Annotated in this window: 19 protein-coding genes; 6 read left to right on the top strand and 13 right to left on the bottom strand. The window is 60.8% G+C overall.

What is annotated here, in order from left to right; all coding sequences use genetic code 11:
* Positions 1-72: 72 nt before the first annotated feature.
* Complete coding sequence (locus HJB82_RS02325) at positions 73-681, bottom strand: class I SAM-dependent methyltransferase (protein ID WP_207584747.1); 609 nt, start codon at positions 679-681, stop codon at positions 73-75.
* 182 nt (positions 682-863) lie between these two features.
* The gene (locus tag HJB82_RS02320) at positions 864-3743 is read right to left on the bottom strand and encodes an AAA family ATPase (RefSeq protein ID WP_221132574.1); all 2880 of its coding nucleotides are present in this window, start codon (positions 3741-3743) and stop codon (positions 864-866) included.
* Positions 3744-4061: 318 nt separating this feature from the next.
* Between HJB82_RS02320 and HJB82_RS02315 the strand changes: the two genes are divergently transcribed.
* The gene (locus HJB82_RS02315; protein ID WP_221139505.1) at positions 4062-4904 is read left to right on the top strand and encodes an alpha/beta fold hydrolase; all 843 of its coding nucleotides are present in this window, start codon (positions 4062-4064) and stop codon (positions 4902-4904) included.
* Positions 4905-5096: 192 nt separating this feature from the next.
* Here the strand turns inward: HJB82_RS02315 and HJB82_RS02310 are convergent, their stop codons facing one another.
* Positions 5097-5708 carry a DedA family protein gene (locus HJB82_RS02310; RefSeq protein ID WP_221139504.1) on the bottom strand — a complete coding sequence of 204 codons (612 nt, stop codon included), beginning with the start codon at positions 5706-5708 and terminating at the stop codon, positions 5097-5099.
* Complete coding sequence (locus HJB82_RS02305) at positions 5705-6286, bottom strand: class I SAM-dependent methyltransferase (RefSeq protein ID WP_207584751.1); 582 nt, start codon at positions 6284-6286, stop codon at positions 5705-5707. The genes HJB82_RS02310 and HJB82_RS02305 overlap by 4 nt, the downstream gene beginning before the upstream one ends.
* Positions 6287-6553: 267 nt before the next feature.
* On the opposite strand from HJB82_RS02305, the gene HJB82_RS02300 reads away from it, so the two are divergent.
* Together HJB82_RS02300 and HJB82_RS02295 are read left to right on the top strand one after the other, a co-directional pair.
* Positions 6554-7228: a response regulator transcription factor gene (locus tag HJB82_RS02300; RefSeq protein ID WP_207584752.1), complete on the top strand. Its 675-nt coding sequence runs from the start codon at positions 6554-6556 to the stop codon at positions 7226-7228.
* On the top strand, positions 7225-8604 hold the full coding sequence (locus HJB82_RS02295) for a HAMP domain-containing sensor histidine kinase (protein WP_207584753.1): 1380 nt from the start codon (positions 7225-7227) through the stop codon (positions 8602-8604). The genes HJB82_RS02300 and HJB82_RS02295 overlap by 4 nt, the downstream gene beginning before the upstream one ends.
* A gap of 37 nt (positions 8605-8641) precedes the next feature.
* Here the strand turns inward: HJB82_RS02295 and HJB82_RS02290 are convergent, their stop codons facing one another.
* Genes HJB82_RS02290 through HJB82_RS02250 form a run of 9 tightly spaced genes read right to left on the bottom strand, consistent with a single transcriptional unit; the run spans position 8642 to position 17331 of the window.
* A complete protein-coding gene (locus HJB82_RS02290) occupies positions 8642-9385 on the bottom strand; it encodes an ABC transporter ATP-binding protein (protein WP_207584754.1) in 744 nt (247 codons plus the stop codon).
* On the bottom strand, positions 9382-10239 hold the full coding sequence (locus tag HJB82_RS02285) for an ABC transporter ATP-binding protein (protein ID WP_221139503.1): 858 nt from the start codon (positions 10237-10239) through the stop codon (positions 9382-9384). The genes HJB82_RS02290 and HJB82_RS02285 overlap by 4 nt, the downstream gene beginning before the upstream one ends.
* Complete coding sequence (locus HJB82_RS02280; protein WP_221139502.1) at positions 10236-11171, bottom strand: ABC transporter permease; 936 nt, start codon at positions 11169-11171, stop codon at positions 10236-10238. Before HJB82_RS02280 ends, HJB82_RS02285 begins: the two co-directional genes overlap by 4 nt.
* A gap of 4 nt (positions 11172-11175) precedes the next feature.
* Positions 11176-12273, bottom strand: a complete 1098-nt coding sequence (locus tag HJB82_RS02275) for an ABC transporter permease (protein WP_221139501.1) — start codon at positions 12271-12273, stop codon at positions 11176-11178.
* 5 nt (positions 12274-12278) lie between these two features.
* Positions 12279-13865, bottom strand: coding sequence for an ABC transporter substrate-binding protein (locus HJB82_RS02270; protein ID WP_207584758.1), 1587 nt, complete (start codon positions 13863-13865; stop codon positions 12279-12281).
* Between the two features lie 43 nt (positions 13866-13908).
* On the bottom strand, positions 13909-14862 hold the full coding sequence (locus tag HJB82_RS02265) for a dihydrodipicolinate synthase family protein (protein ID WP_221115057.1): 954 nt from the start codon (positions 14860-14862) through the stop codon (positions 13909-13911).
* A gap of 19 nt (positions 14863-14881) precedes the next feature.
* A complete protein-coding gene (locus tag HJB82_RS02260; RefSeq protein WP_207584760.1) occupies positions 14882-15769 on the bottom strand; it encodes an SMP-30/gluconolactonase/LRE family protein in 888 nt (295 codons plus the stop codon).
* Entirely contained in the window at positions 15766-16596 is an 831-nt protein-coding gene (locus HJB82_RS02255) for an NAD(P)-dependent oxidoreductase (protein WP_207584761.1), read from the bottom strand. The genes HJB82_RS02260 and HJB82_RS02255 overlap by 4 nt, the downstream gene beginning before the upstream one ends.
* A gap of 21 nt (positions 16597-16617) precedes the next feature.
* Entirely contained in the window at positions 16618-17331 is a 714-nt protein-coding gene (locus tag HJB82_RS02250) for a FadR/GntR family transcriptional regulator (RefSeq protein WP_207584762.1), read from the bottom strand.
* Between the two features lie 302 nt (positions 17332-17633).
* Here HJB82_RS02250 and HJB82_RS02245 point away from each other — a divergent pair, with 302 nt between their 5' ends.
* From HJB82_RS02245 to HJB82_RS02235, 3 genes are all read left to right on the top strand, one after another.
* The gene (locus HJB82_RS02245; RefSeq protein ID WP_207584763.1) at positions 17634-19574 is read left to right on the top strand and encodes an ABC transporter substrate-binding protein; all 1941 of its coding nucleotides are present in this window, start codon (positions 17634-17636) and stop codon (positions 19572-19574) included.
* A 118-nt stretch (positions 19575-19692) separates the two neighbouring features.
* A complete protein-coding gene (locus HJB82_RS02240) occupies positions 19693-20679 on the top strand; it encodes an ABC transporter permease (RefSeq protein ID WP_207584764.1) in 987 nt (328 codons plus the stop codon).
* Positions 20680-20688: 9 nt separating this feature from the next.
* Positions 20689-21810 carry an ABC transporter permease gene (locus tag HJB82_RS02235; RefSeq protein WP_207584765.1) on the top strand — a complete coding sequence of 374 codons (1122 nt, stop codon included), beginning with the start codon at positions 20689-20691 and terminating at the stop codon, positions 21808-21810.
* Positions 21811-21813 lie beyond the last annotated feature (3 nt).

Below are 21813 nucleotides of genomic sequence, written 5' to 3'. Positions count from 1 at the left end.
CGACGCCTATCGTTTGATAAGGAACGCCTGATAGCAGCCTTTGCATCGCGAAGCGCACGAAATCGCTGCGCGTCATCCGGGTTTCCGTGCGTAAAATGTGTTCCACGCTTCGTTGTTACGACCCAAGCGGTATGCGTCCCATTCAAGATCCATGCCGGCGGCCTTGATGCACAGCGCGAAGTCGTCCCGGCGCCAGTAGGTCATATGGTAGGCACCGCTCGTCTCCCCGTCGCCATCACGCATCGTCACCAGGAAGACGCCTCCGGGGCGTAGCGCTGCGACGATCTTTTCAAGGACTTGGCCGGTCTGGTCGCGAGGCACATGGATGAGGACACAGAGAGCGATCACAGCGTCATAGGGGCCGCCGAGGTCGTCGGTGATGACGTTGAGGAACTCGCCCTGCTTGCCGCGCGCCGCCTGCAGTTCGAGAAAGCGTTGCGTGGCATCGGTTCGCCTTACCAAAACGCCCTGGGTCTCAAGGAAATCCGCATCCCATCCGGGGCCGGAGCCAATCTCAAGGATCCGGCCTACTTTGCCGGCGGCGACGGCGACTTGACGCAACGCCGTCTCCAGGCTGGGTGAGGGAAACGGATCAACGATGCGACTATAATCATCCGCACAATCTTCATAGGAATCGATCGTGCGTTGCGTGCCGGCCAAAGTGGCGGAAGAAGTGGGCATTTTGACCTCCGAATGATGGAATACTAACGCCGCTCAGCGCTTCGTATCACCATGCTCAGCGTAAGGCCGCGCACGCACATCAGGCAAAATGCCTAGGCAACGAAAGAATTGAATGCGATGCCGACCTCGTGAGAGCGGCCAATCAGGAGGGTTCAGCCAGGCAATCTCCTGGAAGCTAACATCTAGGCGGGATCAACCATCCGCAGCCGGTGCGCCATCGCGGCTGCAGCGCCGCGGCTGGGGACGGAGAGTTTGCTCAGGATGTTGGAGACATGAACGCTCGCCGTTTTCGAAGAAATGAACAGATTGTCGGCGATCTCGCGATTGCTTTGTCCTGCAGCGACAAGCCGGAGCACCTCGAATTCCCGGTCCGTCAGGCCAAGCGGTGCCTTCGGCATACCGCCGTCCGTCCCACCTCGAAGATCAATACGAGCCTTTGCGGCCAGCGTCTCGATCTGATCGCAGAGGAGGCGGGCGCCGATCGAATGGGCAAGATCAGCGCCTTGCCGTAAATGACCCGCACCCCTGGCGCGCTTGCCGGCATTCACCGCAGCGCCACCGGCCTGCATAAGGGCATAGGCCTGCCGAAAGGGCTGGCTCAAATCAGCCCAGTTTTGGGCAAGCGCTTCCCAGCCATCGAGGTCGGACCCCGCGGTGCGCGACATCTCGGCCGAAATGCCCAGCCTCTCGGCCTCCTCCACTATGTTGCGGCACGGCGACCGAGCGGCAAGGTCCGCGAGCTGCCGGGCGGCATCTTTCTGACTCATATCGACGGCAACACGCATGGCCGAGGCCAGCAGCGGCCATGAGACGCTTCCTTGCTTCTCGATATGGGTCGAAGCGGATCTTATCAGTATCGCAGACTGATCCGTATCGCCCGCCAGCGCGCAGCTTTCGATATCGAATCTCAGAAGATTGGCCGCCATGCGGCTCGCAACCTGAGGACCCGGTGGCAGAGCGCGCAAGGAGCTTGCGGCTGCGGCAATTCGATCCGAATCCCCTAACACCAGGGCAATCTCCGCCTGGCATTCGAAAACATGAACAAGCCCAAGCGGCAGCGGATCCAATGCCGCCATCCGTTCGCACGTCTCAATGGCTTCGGAAACGCGGCCGACGGCGAGCAAGGCGCGGCACAAAGGCGAACCCACGATCGCCCCGATATACCGGGCCTGACCGAACTCGACGGTCCGCGCAAAGATCGCCGGTCCGACTTCGATGACCTCAGCGTATTTTCCTGTCGCAAACAGGGCTTGAAGGAGGGAGGCACCCGCCAGCACCTCGACCCGGCCGATGGAGGCTTGCTCGGCGCGCTTGGCCACGCTCCAATGGGCGTCGATGCGGGAACTGTCCGATGCCATGTCCACAGAGGCCGCGACGATCAGCGCCTCGATACGGTACTCCTCGTCATCGAGCCTCTCCGACAGATCCTTCAGTTCGTCGCCTAAGCGCCTGGCGCGATCGAACTCTCCCCGCAATATCAGCGCCCGGGAAAACTGCCCCAGTCCGTCCGCGCGCAGCCTTGTGGGATCGAGCGCATGATCAAGCGCTCGTTCCAGATCGGCGATTTCGCCTGGGATAAGCGTGTGCTGACGCATCACCGCGCGCTGCAGCAGAAGGGCTGCCAGCTGCGTGCCGTCGCGCTCGGCATCCACCTCGGCGAGTGCGCGTTCGACAAAAGCCAGTCCCTGTTCCGCTTCCGCTGCCCAGCAGGCGGCATCGGCAGCCAGTTCCAGCACCCTGCAGGGATCCGCGCCGATCAAGTCGGCCGCATTATCGACGTCGGGCCACGCCGCCAGCACGAGCTTCAGCATCTCCATCTGGTCCGCATAGGCGAAAGTCGCGGCGCCTTCTGCAGCCGATTGCCAGGCCCACCGCAGGCAATGTTCGGCTTCGCCGGCACCGTGCCAGTGGCGGGCGAGCGCAACGGCATGCCAAACCCGGTAGCTTGGAACCGGACCGCGTTCGAGCACTTCGGCATAGGCGCGATGAATGGCCATCCTCTCGCCGGCAATCAGGTCGCCTCGCACCGCTTTGTGGATAAGGGCGTGGCGGAACGCATATCCGTCGCCATCGGGCACCAGGATCCCGGCCGAAATCGCAGGGCGCAGCAAATCTGCCAGTTCAAGGTCGGACTTATCCGCCACGCTGCGAAGAAGCCCATGGGCGATATGCGGGCCGCCGAGCGCCGCCACCTTCAACAGCTCGGCCGTGGACGCCGGCAAATCCCTGACGGCTTTGAGCAGGTAGTCGATGAGCGAGCCGGGAAAATCCGTACGCAAGCCTCCGCTTGCATCGATGAGGGCCTCGGTGAAAAGCGGTATCCCGCAGCACCGCGTATGAACCTCATTGATGACAGCAGGTGTTGGCGGGCGCCCGAGCAGCCCTTTGAGTTGTGCTGCGACCTCCGCCCGCGTGAGGCGGGGAAGCTTCAACACCTCGGCACCCTCGGAAAGGGAGAGGTCGGCAATAGTCGTCCGCAGTGCGTTGCTGCCGCTGGTCTCCTCGGGTCGATAGGTGACGATCAGCATCAGCCGAATTTTCCTCAGCCGCGCCGCGAGGAAGCGAAGCAGATCGCACGTGGTCTGGTCGGCCCAGTGTATATCCTCGACGACCAGGACGAGCGGCATTTCTCGTGCAAGCTCTTCGAACAATTTTCGCAGCGCTTCGAACAGCCGTGCTCTTGCGATGCCCGCATCATACCTTTCGGAGGTCTCGCCGAATTCGGGAAGAAGCCATGCCAACTCACGGGCACCCTCGGCGCCGACAAGCGACCGCGCTGATGGCGCGCCGCGCAGCTGAACCAGTTCATGGAGCACAGCCGTCACAGGCGCATAGGGCAATGCTGATTCCCGCTGCTCGATGCAGCCGCCTTTCAGGAACAGGGCACGGCCGGACAGTCGGTCGGCAAACTCTTCAACCAGCCGGCTCTTGCCGCCGCCGGCTTCTGCCCCGAGAAGAAAGGAACGTTGCCGCCCGCCGGAGACATCCCGGAACGCGGCTTCCATCGCATCGAGTTCTGCTGCGCGGCCAGAGAACAGAGATCGTCTATGAGATGTCGGCACAAAATCCTCCGGTACGTGCGGTTTGAGATTAGCAGAGATGGAGACGTAGTCATCCCATGTGCGGCGAACATCGGCCGAGGAGCGATGTGCCGATTTCGGACACCGGCGATCTCCATCGACGCGCAGCTGTTCAATTTTCCACGGGTGGAAGGGGATTTGGTGTCAGTGCCGCCGCTGTTGCTCCCGAGTGTTTTTGACCTGTCCTACTGAAAATGCCCGATGCGGCACCGCTGCCTTAGCCCCAATATGGGGATGCCTGCTGATACCAGGACCCAAGGTTTTCGCCGCTTCACCCAGTACACGTAAAGGGCGCCCCAAGTGATTGAACGCATTATCAGATTTGACGACGTCGAGATCGCCACGCAGGCATTTGGCAACCCGGCGTATCAGCCGATCCTGTTGATCATGGGCGCCATGGCGTCAATGCTGTGGTGGCCGGACGAGTTCTGCCAAACACTTGCCGATCGCAAATTTTATGTCATTCGCTACGACAATCGAGACACCGGCCGCTCGACGATCTACGAGCCGGGGGAACCTCCCTATACAATGGACGACATGGCTGAGGACGCCATCAGAATACTCGATGGCTACGGTATCGACGGCGCCAATCTGATCGGAATGTCGTTGGGCGGCACGATCGCCCAGATCGCAGCGCTCTCGCATCCCGAACGCATCAAGACGCTGACGCTGATTTCCACCACGCCGATGGGCATTGATACCAGTGCTCTACCGCATACCACCGGCGCCTACATGGCGCATGCAGCGACGGGCGAGACCGTCGACTGGACAGACGATGCCCAGGTCATCGAATTCCTTGTCAAGGATACTCAAGAGATCGCCGGTGTGGCCCATCCCTACGACGAACGGCGGGCGCGCGCCTTTGTCGAACGGGACGTCAGGCGGGCGAAAAGCTTCGTCAGCGCCACCAATCATTTCATGCTGAAGGGCGGCCAGACCTTGAAAGGAAAATTGGGAGAACTGGCCGCGCCCCTGCTTGTCATACACGGAACGGCGGATCCGATTTATCCGGTTGAACACGGCGAACTGCTGGCAAGAACTGTCCGGGGAGCGAAGCTTGTTCGGCTCGAAGGTGGCGGCCACGAAATTCATCCCGATGATTGGGAAGAGATCGTTTCCGCTATCGACGCCCACTTGCGGTGATCCAAGAGAGAGCGAGGGCGTGCCGGATGGCTACGCCCTTCCGTACATCCGGCTCGCGTGCAGCAGGCGTTGCGAATAGGGAGTTTCCACGGTACCTCTTCGACCTCGACGATCTCGCCCGCTTTGGCAACGCGCCGGTAAGCGGGATGCTTGCCTCCCACTCTACGAACTAGCCCTTGCTCGGTCTGAGGCTTATGTTCGCGCCGTCCTCTGCCGCCGCATGAGCCATCGCATGCTGCCTGCAACTACGATTTCAACGGCCACAAGCGCCAAGGACAAGAGAACGCCTGTTTTGACCGGGTCATGGGCGGCTCCGCGCAACACGAATCCGGTGGTCAGGAAAAACGTGTTATAGGTCGTGATCCCGATCGCCGAGGCGACGAGAAAACGATCGGCCCGCAGCTTAAGCACGCCGGCCGGCAACGACAGGTAAAGCCTCGCTACAGGGATTATCTGGCCGCAGAGTGAGACAGCGAAGTGATTTCGGCGATAGGCATTGGCAAGATGCCGATAACGTTCGAGGGTCAGAAAGACGAACCTCCCGTATTTGTCGACCGCCCGAGTGACACGCTCTTCTCCAAAGGAGCGACCGAACGTGTAGACACATGCTGTCCCAATCAACGAACCGCTGGACGTCACGACAATGACGGCAGCCAGCTCCATGATCGTCGACGTGGCGGAGCCGAAGATCAGCAGCATGAGATAGGAGGGTACGATGGGTATGGTCTTTTCGAACACCGCCGCGGCGAACATGCCCAAGACGCCAAATTGAACGACTAGGGGCAACAGCTCCGATGAGCTCATGCCATCGTCTCCTCAACACGCCGCGTAATGCGATAGACCGCTGCGGGTGGAAGGTTGAGATAAGCTCGTCCCAGGCGTTTGGCCTCAAGACCGAGTTCCGCAAGTATGGACTTGTGCACCGGACAGGCAGCCCCATAGGTGAACAGGAAGAACTCGCCGCCGGACTTTAAACAGGAGAAGGCGCCTTTCATGATACTGGCGACCCTTTGATGCGACATGTTTAGCAGTCCCAGGCCGCAAACGATCGCGCCCACCGGAATATCGGACAATGTCAGCCGGTTCAGTTGCTCCGCATTCATTTCCAACAACCGGGCCCGGGGAAACCGCGCTTCCAGAAGCCTTGCGAAGTCCGGACTGCACTCGATCAGAGTGAGGTTTTCTTCCCGGACTCCGCGTTCGATCAGGGCCTGCGTGAATGCTCCCGTTCCTGGTCCAAGTTCCAGAACCTTACCCGTCCGCGCCGTAATGTCCCTTGTCATCAATGAAGCCAAGGCGCGGCCGGACGGTGCAATGGCCGCCACGCTGCGCGGATTGCGAAACCATTCGCCAAGGAACAGAAAAATATCAGTGATGCCCATGCCGCGCTCCGTTCGTTTCGTAAAGCAATGGCAAGAGCATGAGTATTTTTAGGGTGTACATCATTGTTGATCCGGGTCACGGCACCAGACTGAATGCGGAAAGCGTTTGTGCCTCATACACAGCTAATGTCAGTTTTACATGTCGGCAGTCTGTCGCAGCCCGGATTGGCCAGAATTTCGGAAAAACCGGGCTTATGTTTCTCGTGCAAGGTTGCCGACATGGAGCGCCCGTAAGAAGATAAGCCGTTCCAACGAGGTAGGTTCGTCTTGAGAGTATTGTTGGTTGAAGATGAGCCTGAGATGGCATCTGCGCTGCGTGACGCGCTTGCAGGTAGCGGCATGGTTCTCGATCATGCGACCAGTCTTGCTGACGCTGAGCTGATCACTGCGCCCGGCCTGCATGACGTGCTTATTCTCGATCGGCAACTCACTGATGGCGAAGGACTGTCTCTGATTCCGAAGCTGCGCGCCAAAGGAAACCTTGTGCCAGTACTTGTCCTGACCGCCCGGGGGGAGCTGACCGACCGTGTCGAGGGCCTCGAACAAGGCGCGGACGACTATCTGACCAAGCCCTTCGCATTCGAGGAGCTTGTGGCGCGGCTTCGAGCCCTCATGCGCCGACCAGCTACGATGCAGCGCGACATCGTGACGATCGGCCGGCTCTCTTATGACCACTTCAATCACGAGGCCAGGGTCGGCGACAACGCGATTGAGCTGACACGCCGAGAATTGCTCGTCCTTGAAGCGCTGTTGCGACGCCTCGGCCGTATGGTGCCGCGTTCGTCGTTGATGGAAGCCGTCTTCGCAATCGATGACGAGGTGCAGCCGAACGCACTCGACACCCAGGTTTCGCGCCTTCGCAGAAAACTTGCGGATGCGGACAGCGGTGTCATCGTCAACGGTGTCAGGGGAGTGGGTTATCTGTTGAGGGAGGAACCATGAGCCTCGTCGAGCCCCGATCTCTGCGGTGGCGATTGGTCATGCATATCACAACCGCGCAGATCGTGATGCTGGTGGTGATCTTCGTGGGCATGTTCGCCACTATCGGGTTTCTCTGGTACTTCGGATACATCAATCACGGGGTCAATGACAGGACGACACCCGAAGTGGTGCGCAACGCGATTCAACGCGGCCCCGACGGAAAGCTGTTCATCTCCCCAACGCAGGAACTGGTCCAACTCAGATCGCAGATCCCCAATCTCTGGTTTCTGGTTCGAGATGCGAACGGACAGCAACTGACGGAAGGCCGCGTCCCATTGGAGGTCATGTCTGCGGTATCGGCGTTGGATGTTATCACATATGCCGATCTGATCCAAAATTTCGAGAAGGACGCATTGCCGCTCGCGATAGTCCACTGGGAGGAAACGCCTGCCGGGCGGGTCAAGATCATGTCGGGCGCGCAGGGACATGTCACCATTGCCCAGATACTCGAGTCGAGCCAAGGTCTCCTGACGGTGATGGCGATATTGATCGCAATCACCGCAGTTGCAACGTTCCTCGTGACGCCGTTCGTCGTTCGCCGCGCACTGAAAGGCCTCGACCACGCGGCCGAAGAGACGAAGAAGATCGATATCCATCGGAGCGGCACGAGATTGTCCGCCAGCGGCGTGCCGCTTGAGATTCTACCCTTCGTCAATGCCGTCAACGAAGCGCTTACCAGGCTCGACAAGGGATATACGGGCCACAGGAGATTTTTGACCGATGCGGCCCACGAGCTCCGCACGCCGATCGCTATCCTGACGACGCGCCTTTCGGGGCTTCCGCCCGGGCCGTTGAAGGTCCGCCTCCTGGAGGATGCCGCCAGGCTGACCGCGCTGACGGGCCAGCTTCTCGACTTGCAGCGTCTGGAACAGCAGATGGTCACGTTTACAGCTGTCGACCTGGTGGACCTTGCCGAGCGCGTCGTCATCGACCTTGCGCCGCTGGCCTTCGGTGCCGGATACGAAATGCGCTTCGAACCGGAGGGTGACAAAATACTGGTGTCCGGCGACGAGACATCCATCGAGCGCGCACTGACAAACCTTGTCCAAAACGCCATTAACTACGGCGGAAGACAGGGAACGATCAGCGTCCGTGTCTCCGCAGCCGGATGGCTGGAGGTCTGTGACGAGGGGAAGGGAGTTCCAGAGGCGGAGCGAGAACAGATTTTCGAGGCCTTCCATCGCCTGCGGCACGATGGTCGTGGGGTGGGCCTTGGCCTCGATCTCGTCCAGAAGATTATGCGCCTGCATGGGGGACGCGCCGAAGTCCGGCCCGGTCCCGGCGCATGCTTCCGTCTGACCTTCCCGCTTACGCCACCGGCAAGGCCGCTGCCGTAACCTGATCTCAACGGCGAAAATCCACAGCTGTCGCTAGCTATGCCCTTCCGTACATCCGGCTCGCGCGCAGCAGGCGTTGCGAATAGGGATGTTCGACCGCGCCTCTTCGCAACGCCTCGATCTCGACCTGTTCGACGATCTCGCCCGCTTCCATGATGGCGACGCGGCTGCACATGTGGGAGACGACGGCGAGATCGTGGCTGACGAGCAGATAGGTAAGGCCGCGCTCGGCGCGCAGATCCTGCAGCAGGTTGAGGATTTCGGCCTGAACCGACACATCAAGCGCCGATGTCGGTTCGTCGAGAAGCAGGACGTCCGGGTTCAGCATCAGGGCACGGGCGATCGCCACGCGCTGGCGCTGCCCGCCGGAGAGCTGATGCGGAAATCGGTAGCTCAGCGCCGGATCGAGGCCGACCGATCTCAGCACCGCGTTGACGTCGACGGAATTCGTCTCCAGCCCCTGGTTGCGCAGCGGTTCTTTCAGCTGCGAGCGGATGGTCTTGCGGGGATGGAGCGATCCGTAGGGGTCCTGAAACACCATCTGCACGCGGCGATAGAACGGCCGGCTGCGCTGCCGGTCCAGCGTCTCGCCCTGGAGTTCGATGTTGCCGTCGTAATTGGCGTTGAGGCCGGAGAGAGCTCTAAGAACCGTTGATTTTCCGCAGCCGGATTCGCCGACCAGGCCGAATGCCGTTCCCCTCTCGACGGTGAGGTTTACATCTCTGACAACCGGCCGCTGGCCGTGTCCGAAACGGATGGTGAGATTGTCAATTCTGATCACCGCGGCGGCTCCAGTGCGAGGTCGTCAAGCCAGGCGGGATCCCGCTTCAGGATCGGCAGCCGGGCAGGGGGATTGTCGATCGTCGGCAGGGATGCCAGCAACCCTTGGGTATAAGGATGTCTGGCCTTGTCGAGATCGCGCGCCTCGAGCACTTCCACGACGCGGCCCGCATACATGATGAGGACGCGGTCGCAGAAATTCCTGATGAGATTGAGGTCGTGACTGATGAAGATCAGGCCGAGATTGCGGCGTGCAACGAGTTCGTCGAGCAGGGCCAGGATCTCAAGCCTGACCGTCACGTCGAGCGCCGAAGTCGGCTCGTCGGCGATCAGCACTTCGGGCTCGGCAATCAGCATCATGGCAATCATAACACGCTGGCCCATACCGCCCGATATCTCGTGCGGATAGAGGCGGGCGACCCGCTCGGGATCGCGGATCTGGACAGCTTCGAGCATGTCGAGCGCTTGGGCGCGGGTTTTTGCCTTGCTGACCTTTGGATGATGGAAGCGGTAGGTTTCGGCGATCTGTTCGCCGATCCGCATGACCGGATTGAGCGAATATTTCGGGTCCTGCAAGATCAGGCCGATCCGCCGCCCCCTGATCGTCATCATCCTCCGCTCGTCTGCCTTGAGGAGGTCGACGTCGCGAAAAGCCATTCGCTCGGCCCGGACGATCGCGGTCGGCGGCAGCAGCTTCATGATCGCCCGGCCGACGGTCGATTTTCCCGATCCGGATTCGCCGACGATGCCGAGTTTTTCCTGTCCGAGCGTAAAGCTAACGCCGCGCACCGCGCGCATTTGGCCGCCGCCATAGGCGATTTCGAGGTTGCGGATATCGATGAGCGGCTGGGTCATTCCGAACCTCTCGGGTCGAGCACGTCGCGTAGCGCATCGCCGACGAGGTTGAAGGCGAGGCTGACGAGCGCAATGGCGATGCCGGGTGCGGCGATCACCCACGGGCTGTCGAGCATGAACTCGCGCCCGCTGGCGGCCATCGAGCCCCATTCCGGCCAGGGCGGCTGCGCACCGAGGCCGAGAAAGCCGAGACCGGCGGCAGTGATGATGATGCCGGCCATGTTGAGGGTGACGCGGACGATCACCGAGGGGATGCACATCGGTAGGATATGGCGGATGATGATCGCAAGTGATGTCGCGCCCTGCAGCCGCACGGCGGCGATATAATCCGCCTTGCGAAGGCTGAGCGTCTCGGCGCGTGCCAGGCGGGCGATCGGCGGCCAAGCCGTCAGCGAGATCGCGATGATCGCGTTGGTGATACCAGGGCCGAGCGCTGCGGCAAAACCCAGCGCCAGCACCAGCCCGGGGAAGGAGAGGAAAATATCGGTGATGCGCATGAGGATTTCATCGACGATGCCGCCGAAATATCCCGAGACGGTGCCGATCAGCAGGCCGAGTGGTGCGACGATGATCGTCACCAGCATGATGATGTAGAGCGTCGTACGGGCGCCGTAGATCACCCGCGCAAAGACGTCGCGGCCGAAATTGTCGGTGCCGAGAAGATGGGCTGCCGAGGGCGGCGCCAGCCGCCCGGCCATATCCTGCGCGATCGGATCGTAGCTTGTCAGTAGCGGGGCTGCCGTCGCCACCACGATCAACAGCACGACGATGAAGAGGCCTGCCAGGCCAAGCGGGTGCAGGCTGAACTTCAGCCAGCCCTGATGGATCTGCTGCGTCGACGACTGAAACCAGCCCTGAGGCTCCGGCGCCAGCAGCCATTTTCTGAAGCCGCCGGCACTGGCGCTGTTTACGTCTTCGGTGGAGATCGTCATGGCGTCACCGTGTTCTCGGATCAAGAATGCGATAAAGGAAGTCCGACAGGATGTTGATGGTCAGGAAGACGGCGCCGATCGTCAGCACCGAACCCATCACGACATTCATGTCGTTCATCTGCAGCCCGCGGGTGAGATATTGGCCGAGCCCGGGCCAGCCGAAGACCGTCTCGATCAGCACCGCGCCCTCGAGCAGCCCGCCGAAGGTCAGCGCCAGGATCGTCAAGAGCTGCACGCGAATGTTCCTGAAGGCATGGCGCCAGACGACCTTGCGGGTGCCGAGCCCCTTTGCCCGCGCGGTGATGATGTATTCCTGGCTGAGCTGTTCCAGCATGAAGCTTCGTGACATGCGGCTGATATAGGCGACGGAATAATAGCCGAGGATTGACGCCGGCAGGATGATGTGGCCGACCGCATTCTGAAACACTTCCCATTGCTGCTGGATTGCCGCATCGATCAGAAGAAAGCCGGTCATCGGCGTGACGAGGCCCTCGTAGAAGACATCGACCCGGCCCGATGCGCCGACCAGCTTGAGCTTGGCGTAGAAGATGAAGAGCGCCATCAGCCCGGTCCAGAAAATCGGGATTGAGTGGCCGGCGAGGGCGATGATCCGGGCAATGTGATCGATGATCGTCCCGCGTCTGACGGCGGCCGTGACGCCCAAGGGAATGCCGATAATGGCGCCGATGATCATGGCGATGATGGCAAGCTCAATCGTCGCGGGAAAAATCATCATGAGATCCGTGAGGATCGGCTGGCCCGTCGTCGCCGACGTGCCGAGGTCGCCTGTGGCGATCTTGCCGACATAGGAGAGGAACTGCATCCAGATCGGCTGCCCAAGCCCCAGCTCATTGAAAACCCGATCATAGACCTCCTTGCTGACCTCCGGCCCGGTGATTGACAGTACCGGGTCGGCGGGAAGCAGGCGGCCCATCGAAAAGGTCAGGAAAAGCAGGCCGAGCAGCGTGGTGACAACAGCCACCACACGCCCCGCTAAGCGTCGAAGCAGGCTGGTCAAGGGGTGCGGGGCTGCATCGGCAAACCCGCCCGCCTGAGAATGACGGTTGCTCTCCTGCTTCGATGTCAGATCGGCGCTTGCCACGCGCTCTACTCCTTGGTCACGTCATGCCAGCGCGTCGACCAGGTCGTATGCCCGTGATAGCCTTTGACGTTGGCGCGCATGACATAGGGGTCGGTTCGCTGGAAGAAGATGACGAGCGGGGCGGCCATGCCGGAGTAAATGCCGTCCATCTTCTTGAAGATATCCGTGCGCTTGACCGTATCGCGCTCCTTCATCGATTGATCGATGAGCGAATTGAGGTCGTCCACCTTCATGCCCGTGCGCCAGAGGTAATAGCTGCCGAGGCGTGCCTCGTCGCTATTGTCGGGGTTGAAGGCATATTGTGTGGCGACGGCAAAGGGATCGGGAAGGCGGGCGCCAGAATTGCCGAGCAGCACTTCGAATTTGCGCTCGCGGAAGGCGGGCGTGAACTCGCCGGGCACCAGATCGAGATCGAGCCCTGCGGCCCGGGCGCTTGCCTGCAGCGCTTCGGCGAAGGGCAGGGTCGCGGCCCCCGACGGATTGAGCACCTTCCTCAAGCCGTTGGGATATCCGGCCTCCGCCAGCAGCTGCTTGGCTTTGGCGGGATCGTAATCATAGCGGACGTCGGCCTGCTCGGGAGCGCCGATCATGCCGCGCGGGATCATCGACTGCCAGGGAAAGCCCGTATACCGCATGATGTTGCCGGAGATCGCCTTCCAGTCGAAGGCGTGCTGGAAGGCCTCGCGGACCTTCGGCTTTTGCAGGTCCGGGTCTTTCTGGTTGAGGGCGATGTAGTAGAAGCCGAGACCCGGTACGTTCTCGATCACCATATCCTTCTTGGTGGCGAGCGCATCGAGATCGCCGCTTGCCACATACTGGCCGACATCGACGTCGCCGGCTTCGAGCTGCAGCCGGAGATTGCCGGATTCCGGGATGTGGCGGGCAACGACGCGGGCCATGGCCGGCTTGCCGCCCCAATATTTCGGTTGCGCATTGAAGATAGCGACGTCGTTCGGGCGCCATTGCGCCAGGCTGAACGGCCCGCTGCCGGCGGAATTGGCGGAAAGCCAGGCGCCGCCGAAATCGGCGTTGGCCTCATGCGACAGCACCGTCTTCTTGTCGACGATGCCGAGTGATGAGCCGGCCAGCGAATAGAGCACCAGATCGGTATTCACGGTCTGCGGCAGTTCGATCTCGAGCGTATGTTCATCCTTGGCCCGAACGAGCTTTTCGACATTGTCTGGTGTGAAGCCCCAGAGCGCGACGTCGGTGGAGCCGACCTGGCCCATCTTGATGACGCGCTGGATCGACCAGGCCGCATCCTCGGCGGTCACCTTGTTGCCACTCTGGAAAACGGCGTCGTCGCGCAAGGTGAGCGTGATGATCTTGCCGTCTGGCGAGACGCTCCATTGCGTCGCAAGCATCGGCTTCAGCGTCTTGAGATCCTCAGGCGACAGCTGCACGAGATTGTCGTAAAGATTGGAAATCAGTTCGGAAACCGTGCGCGCGTTATTCTGGGCCGGATCGAGCGTCCGGATACCGGTGAGATTGGTGCCGATCACCAGCATATTGGGCGGCGATGCGGCGAAGGCAGGCTGCGTCGTTACTAGGGCACCGGTAATTGCGATCGTTGTCAGTAGCTGTTTCAGCATCTCTAGACCTCCCAATCCTGTTGTTTTGCGGAAATAGTCGAATTCAGCCGGCCGCCTTGGCAGATTGCTGCCGGTCCGGATCTATTTGAATGGTGCCGTCGGCCTCCCAGCCTCGAAGCAACCGATGAAGTTCCTCGCGATCATTTTGGTCGAGCAGCGGCAATCCCGGCACGCGCACGGGACCGACATCGAGGCCGGAATAGGTGACGGCTTCTTTGACGACCGTGACGTTCGCACCGTTGCGGAATTTGGTCCGCATCCGCTCGAATGGTTCGAGCCGGTTGACGATCGCCCGTGCCGCGGCGAAATCGCCTTGTTCGAGCGCAGCATGGACGGCAAGCGAAAGCTGCGGTGCAACGTTGACGAGACCCGAGGTGAAGCCGCGCGCGCCGGCCGCGGTAAATGTCGGCGCCCAGCTTTCCGCCAGGCCGCAGACGAACAGCGCCCCGGCCGGATCGGCTGCGGGGATGGCTCTGGACAGCAGCATCAGATCGGTCGTTGCAAACTTGATGCCGGCAATATTGCCGTGGTTGGCGAGACGGACGATATCGTCGACCCCGAAACCCTCGGCTCTGACATAGGCGATGAGCGGCAGGGTGGAAGCATCCGCAAGATCGCAGAAATAGCCGATCTGGGCCGATGGTGCTGCGAAAGGATCGACGGGCTGATGCGACATGACGGCGGAGGCGCCGATCGCAGCCGCATCCCTCGCCATACCGATCGCCTCGCGCAGCGAGCGGCCGATGGCCGCCGTCACCGGCGCCCGGCCATTGACGCCTGAAACCGCTGCTTCGTGGACGATCCGGATCTCTTGCGGCGTCAGGGCGTAAAACTCGCCGGTGTTGCCGGCAGCAACGATGTTGTGGATGCCTGCTGCCGCCACTCGCGCATAGACCTTGGCCGTGATCGCAGGTTCGACGTTGCCTTTACCGTCATAGGCCGTGACGGGAACGCCCGACACGCCGGTAAGCGCCTTGCGCATGATCGCGATGCTCATTTCTCTTCCCCGTTCGCTTTCAAGATGATTGGTTGCCGAAGCGGAAGGGCGGCAGCCCCTCTGCATCCACGTCGAAGGCGATGACCGTTCCCGCCTCGAACCGTCCGGTGCGGTCCGTCGACAGGCTGGTGACGAAGAGCGTGCTGAGATCGGGTCCGCCGAAACACGGCATTGTCGGTGCTGCGACCGGCAGAATGTAAATCTCGACGATTTCGCCTTCGCGCGATATCCGGTTGACCCGGCCGGCGGAGACGCCGGCGCTCCAGTAAAGCCCGTCGCGATCGGTCGTCGCCCCGTCCGGCCGCCCCTCATCTTCTGTGAAGCTGCGAAGGCGACGTCCTTTACCGAGACTGCCCGTCTCAGGATAGAAGTCGAATGCCTGCAGGAAACATTGGCGGCTGTCGGAGTGATACATCCGCCGGCCGTCCGGCGACCAGGCGAGACCATTGGAACTCGTCAACCCCGTTGCGACGGTCCGCGTGCTGCCATCGGCCCCGACGCGGAAAAGTGCTGCGTCATTCACCTGCGGCTTGGCTTCGCTGATCGAGCCGACCCAGAAATGGCCGTCGGGGCCGACCTTGCCGTCGTTGAGGCGGCCATTGATATCCCGCCCGACCGGGTCGCACAGAAATTCGATTTTTCCCGAGACGGGATCGAAGAGATGGACGCCCGTCTGAAGGCCCACGACGATCCTGTTGTCTCGGCACAGCCCGAGACTGCCGATCGCCGCCGGCATGTCGAAACGATCGATCTGTCCTGACGCCGAAAGCCGGACAACCGCTGGCGCCAGGATATCGACCAGCCACAGCGTGCCGGTCTCATCGTCCCATACCGGCGATTCACCGACCGTCAGCGGCTGCTGGATGACGGAACGGATTTCTGGGCGGATGATCCGAGGCGCCGTCATTCGGCCGCCTCCAGGCTCTTGGCCAAACCTTCGGCGTCACGCATGCGGATGGTGCCGTCGTGATTGATCTCGCAGAACCCGCCACCCTGGAACGCAAGCGCTACCGGCCCTTCAGATCCCTGTTCGATGCGGGCGTGATCGCGCGGCCGGTCCTGTGGTTGGTAACCGAGCCTCGTTGCCAGATCGTTATCCCACCATTTCTCGTCGGTATCGGAAACGCCGTAGATGACTGTCGCGGCGATCAGCGGGTGGGACAGCCCGATCCGCACCAGCTGCGCCAGATCTCGCGCGCTGATCCAGATCGCAACCGATCGCTCGCTGTTGGGGTAGGTGCCGGCATTGCCGATACGGATGGAAAGGGAGCGAATGCCCGACGTGTCGTAGTAAAGCCCCGCCACCAGTTCGCCCCAGCATTTGGAAAGTCCATAAGGGCTGTCGGGGCGCATGGGATCGAGCGGCGATATGACTTCGTCACGCGGATAGAAGCCGGTCGCATGGTTGCTCGACGCATAGACGACCCTGGGGATCTTGTTGATCCGTGCCGCTTCGTAAAGATTGTAGGTTCCGAGCACATTGGCGTGCAGAATGGCGTTCATGTCGATGCCGCTTGCGATGCCCGCCAGATGAACGATGCCGTCGATATCTTTCAGCGCAGCCGTTGCCTCGTCGAGCTTTGCAAGGTCGACCCTTACGAACGTCTCGTTTCCGCCGAGCTCAGCCGGTTCCTGCAGGTCGATCAGGCTGACGTGCTCGACATGCCCGCGGAGGAGCGGGCGCAGCAGGGTTCCTACACGTCCAGCAGCACCCGTCACAGCGATCCGTTTCATCGTTCTTCCTCCCATTCTCGCTCAAACGCCCTGGAACATGCGGGCGCGGGCATTCAGTATGTGTTTCTTCATTGCATCGTGAGCTTCGGTTTCCTGCCGTGCGAAGATCGCCTCCACGATCACCGCGTGCTCATCCTGGACGCTACGGATCTGCTCCAGGGTCCGTTTCAGGCTCAAGCTTCGCGTAACCGAATGGCCGATGGCGAAATGCGGCCTGAACCATTCGCGAACGGTGATGTGGAACTGGTTGCCGGTCGCCATGGCGATTGCATCATGCAGAGCCTGGTCCTCCTCGGCGCCGAGCTCTCCGTTGCGCAGGCATTGCTCGATCGAAAGAAGCGCTGCGGTTATCCGTTCCCTGTCGTCCGGCTGCCAGTTTCGCGCGGCAAGCTCCGCCGCCTCGGCTTCGAGACCGGCGCGGAATTCGAAAAACCGCTGAACATCCGCGAGCGATCCGACCGGCACCATTTTCAGCATCGACGAATCCGGCCTCTGCCTGACATAGGAGCCGGAGCCCTTGCGTGAAACGACCAGACCATCGGCTCTCAAGCGTTCGAGCGCTTCGCGCACGACCGGTCTCGATGCGCCGAAATCAGCAGCGAGCTTCGTCTCCGACGGCAATCGTTCGTTCACCGGAAAGTTGCCGTCGGCGATCATCCCCACGATTTTCTCGTAGATGATGTCGCTGAACCGCGTTGCGGCTCTGTTCGAAACGGCGTCGACCGCGAATGTCATGATCGTCCTTTTCTCTGAACGCTGTGGGCTCTTGCTGTCGCCGGCATCATATCTCCATGGCAGCTCACAGCTTCTAACAGATCGCCGTATTTAGTTCGCTGTAGCCTTGTATTCCGGGCAGGCAATTCAAGTTCTGATGTTGCATCGCTACAAAATTTGTAATTATCTGTCAACTCTTGTAATCATTTGGGAACGTGTCTATGGTTCGGTCGTAGCGCCGAGGAGGGCGCAGGCGGCGGGTCGGGAGCCCGCCGCATCCGCCGGTCTAAAAAGCTGCGCCGGCATAAAAACGGAGGAACTCGATGCCTAATGAAATACTGTCGCGTGGCGTTACCCGCCGCGCCGTGCTTGGCGGCATGGCCGGTGTCGCCGCGCTATCCGTCGCTGGTCGCGTCTCCGCCGCCGCAGGCGGTGAAGCACCCGCACTTGCACAGCTTGTGAAAGATGGAAAACTGCCGCCGCTCGCCGAGCGCCTGCCGAAGAAGCCGATGGTCGTCAAGCCGTTCGAAAAAATCGGCACCTATGGCGGCTCTCTGCGCCGCGGCCTTCGCGGTTCATCCGACCATAACGGCATTCTGCGCATGGTCGGCAACCAGAGCCTGGTGCGCTGGAACCTCGAGTTTACCGCTGTGGAGCCGAACCTTGCCGAGCGCTGGGAAGTCAGCGACGACGCGACGCAATTCACCTTCCATCTCATCGAAGGCGTGCGCTGGTCGGACGGTCATCCCTTTACGGCCGATGACGTCGTTTTTGCGATCGAAGACTGCGTCAAGAATACCGAGCTCTACAGCTCGACACCAGCGCAGCTTGCTGTCGCCGGCAAGCCGGTGACCGTCGAAAAAATCGACGACTATACGGTGAAGTTCACCTTTGCGGCGGCCAACGCGCTTTACCTGGAAAACCTCGCCACGCCGCTTGGTCAGCATCCGACGCTCTTTCCAAAGCATTACTGCAGCCAGTTCCTGCCGAAATATAATCCCAATATCGAGGCCGATGCGAAGAAGGCCGGCGTCACCAGCTGGACGGAGCTGTTCCGCAGCCGGTGCGGTGACATCGAGATCCCGTCGCGGTGGGGCAACGTCGACAAGCCGACGCTCGATCCATGGGTGGTGAAAGAGCCTTATGCCGGCGGCGCGACGCGTGTCGTCATGACCCGCAATCCCTATTTCTGGCAGGTCGATACCGAAGGCAACCAGCTTCCCTACATCGATGAGATCAACTTCGGCATCTCGCAGGACGTCGAATCGCTGATGCTGAACGTCATTTCGGGAAAGATCGACATCCAGGAGCGCCATATCAGCGTGCTTGCCAACAAGCCGACGCTGTCCAAGAACATGGAAAAAGGCGACTATCGACTGCTAACGCTGGTGCCTTCGGCCTCGCAACAATGCCAGATCTATTTCAATATCACCCACAAAGATCCTGCCATGCGCAAGATGTTTGCGGACAAGTCGTTTCGGCAGGCCTTGTCGATCGGCATCAATCGCCCAGAGCTCATCGATATTGTCTATTTCGGGCAGAGCGAGCCTTACCAGGCGGGGCCGCGTCCAACCCATCCGTGGTATAACGAGAAATACGCGCGCCAGTTCACCGAATTTGACGCCGACAAGGCAGGCGCGATGCTCGATCAGGCCGGCTACAAGAAGGGCGGCGACGGCTTCCGCCTTCGGCCCGATGGCCAAAAGGTGTTCTTCTCGATCGACGTCATTCCGACGTTATATCCCGATCTGGTCGACGCGCTCGAACTGGTCAAGACGCATTGGGCCCAGATCGGCATCGACATGAAGGTCAATACCATCGAGCGGGCGCTTTATTACACCCGCGGCGACGACAATGCCCATGATGCGCAGGTGTGGCCGGGGCCCGGCGGTCTCGATCCGATGCTCGATCCGCGCGATTTCTTCGCCTTCCATCCGCAGGGTTCGCGTTACGCCATTCCGTGGACGCTTTGGTACACCTCCAACGGTGCACGCGGCGAAGAGCCGCCGGAAAGCCAGAAAAAGCGCATGAAGCTCTTTGACGAAGCGCGTTCGACGGCCGATCTCGACAAGCGCGGTGCGGTCATGAAGCAGATCTTCGACATCGCCGCGGAGGAATTCGAGACCGTCGGGCTTTGCCTCGCGGTCGGCGGGTTCGGCATCATCCGCAACAATCTGCGCAACGTTCCCGAGAAGCAGCCGGATAGCTGGTCCTGGCCTAATCCGGGGCCTGCGTTGCCACAGCAATTCACCTTCACGAGCTGATTCGGATCTCCGGCGCCGTGCCATCAGGCACGGCGTCTTCCTTCAAGTCTGTCCCCCAATGCCTTTTCGGCCGTCCAGCCGAAGGAGTCGGGGCGGCGTTCAATGCAAGAGACGCCCTATGCTGGTCTTCATCGCCAAACGCTTCCTATGGATGATTCCATCGCTTTTTGCCGTCAGCTTTCTCGCTTTCGTGCTGATCCAGCTGCCGCCGGGCGACTATGTCACGACCTATATCGCAACACTGGCGGCATCCAACGAAATCGTCGATCAGAACACGGCGGCACAATTACGCGAGCGCTTCGGCCTCGGCGATCCGATGCTCGTCCAATACTTCAAATGGATATGGGGCATCCTCTCGCGCGGCGATTTCGGCATTTCTTTCGAATGGCAGCAGCCCGTCTCCGACCTTATCTGGGAGCGCATGGCGCTGACGCTTGTTCTGGCCCTGTCGACATTGATCGCCACTTGGGCGATCGCCCTGCCGATCGGCGTCTATTCCGCTGTGCGCAAATATTCGATCGGGGACTATTTCTTCACCGCCTTCACCTTTTTCGGCCTGGCCGTTCCGTCCTTCCTGCTGGCGCTGGTGCTGATGTATGTCGCGGCGGTCGAATTCGGACAGGATGTCGGCGGGCTGTTTTCGCCCGAATACGAGAACGCGTCCTGGAGCTTCGCCAAGATGATCGATCTCTTCTCGCATCTCTGGCTTCCGGTCATCATTCTTGCCGTTTCATCGACCGCGAGCCTCATCCGTGTCATGCGCGCCAACATGCTCGATGAACTGCCGAAGCCTTACGTGACGACGGCAAGGGCAAAAGGTCTCTCAGAGTTCCGGCTGCTGATGAAATACCCAATGATGATCGCGCTCAATCCGTTCATCTCGACCATTGCCTGGCTGCTGCCCAACCTCATTTCCGGCTCGGTTGTCGTCGCCATCGTCCTAAATCTGCCGACGGCCGCACCTTTGCTGCTGCAGGCGCTGATGGCGCAGGACATGTATCTGGCCGGTGCCTTCGTTCTGCTGATCTGCGCTCTGACGCTGATAGGCTCTTTGATCAGCGACATCCTGCTTGCGCTGGTCGATCCCCGCATCCGGTTGGAATAGGAGCCTAACGTGGCTGACATCACCGTTACAAATATTCAGCCGGATCGCGCCGCCGTCGCATCGCAGTGGCAGTTGATCTGGTGGGCTTTCCGCCGGCACCGGCTGGCCATGGTGGCGCTTGTCGTCACCGTGATGATGTATATCGTTGCCCTGGTTCCCGGCTTCTTCGCCATCAACGATCCGAACCTGCAAAATGCGCGGGCGACCTTTCACCCACCGCAGAGATTGCATCTGATCGACACGCAGAATGGCTTTTCCTTCGGCCCGCATTATTATCCGATGAAGCTGACCCGCGATCCGGAAACACTGGCCGCCATCTTCAAGGAAGACACGACAAAGCGTGTCGACGTCCAATTTTTCGGGCGCGGCTATGAATATTCCGTATTCGGTCTGTTCAAGTCAAACATCCACCTGATCGCCTCGCCCGACAAGACGACGCCGCTGCTTCTCTTCGGCGCCGACAGGCTTGGGCGCGATGTTTTCAGCCGAACGGTGCAAGGCTCGCAGATCTCGTTGTCGATCGGCCTCGTCGGCGTCTTCTTCTCGCTCATGCTCGGTATCGTGCTCGGCGGTATCTCGGGATATTACGGCGGCCGCATCGATTTCTTTATGCAGCGCGTGATCGATTTCGTTCTGTCGCTGCCGACGATACCGATCTGGCTCGCCATGGCCGCGGCCCTGCCACAGGATTGGCCGGCGACGCTGCAGTATATGATGATCACGATCATCCTGTCGCTGACCGGCTGGGCGCAGCTTGCCCGCGTCGTTCGCGGCCGCTTCCTGTCGCTGCGAACAGAGGAGTTCGTCGCCGCCGCGAGACTCGACGGCGTTCGCGAAAGACGCATCATCTTTCGCCACATGCTGCCGAGCTTTGCCAGCCACATCATTGCGTCGATCACGCTTGCGGTGCCGGCGATGATCCTTGCCGAAACCTCTCTCTCCTTCCTGGGGCTCGGGCTGCAGCCGCCGACCATCTCCTGGGGCGTGCTTTTGCGCGAGGCCCAGAACATTCGCTCGATCGCCACCGCGCCATGGCTCTTCATGCCGGGCTGCGCCGTCGTGGTCGCCGTGATGGCGCTTAACCTTCTCGGCGACGGGCTGCGCGATGCGGCCGATCCGTACAACAAATGAGGC

Origin of the sequence: Rhizobium sp. NZLR10 (assembly GCF_019685125.1) — a bacterium.
Lineage (GTDB): Bacteria > Pseudomonadota > Alphaproteobacteria > Rhizobiales > Rhizobiaceae > Rhizobium.
This window is presented reverse-complemented; position numbering and strand designations above follow the sequence as displayed.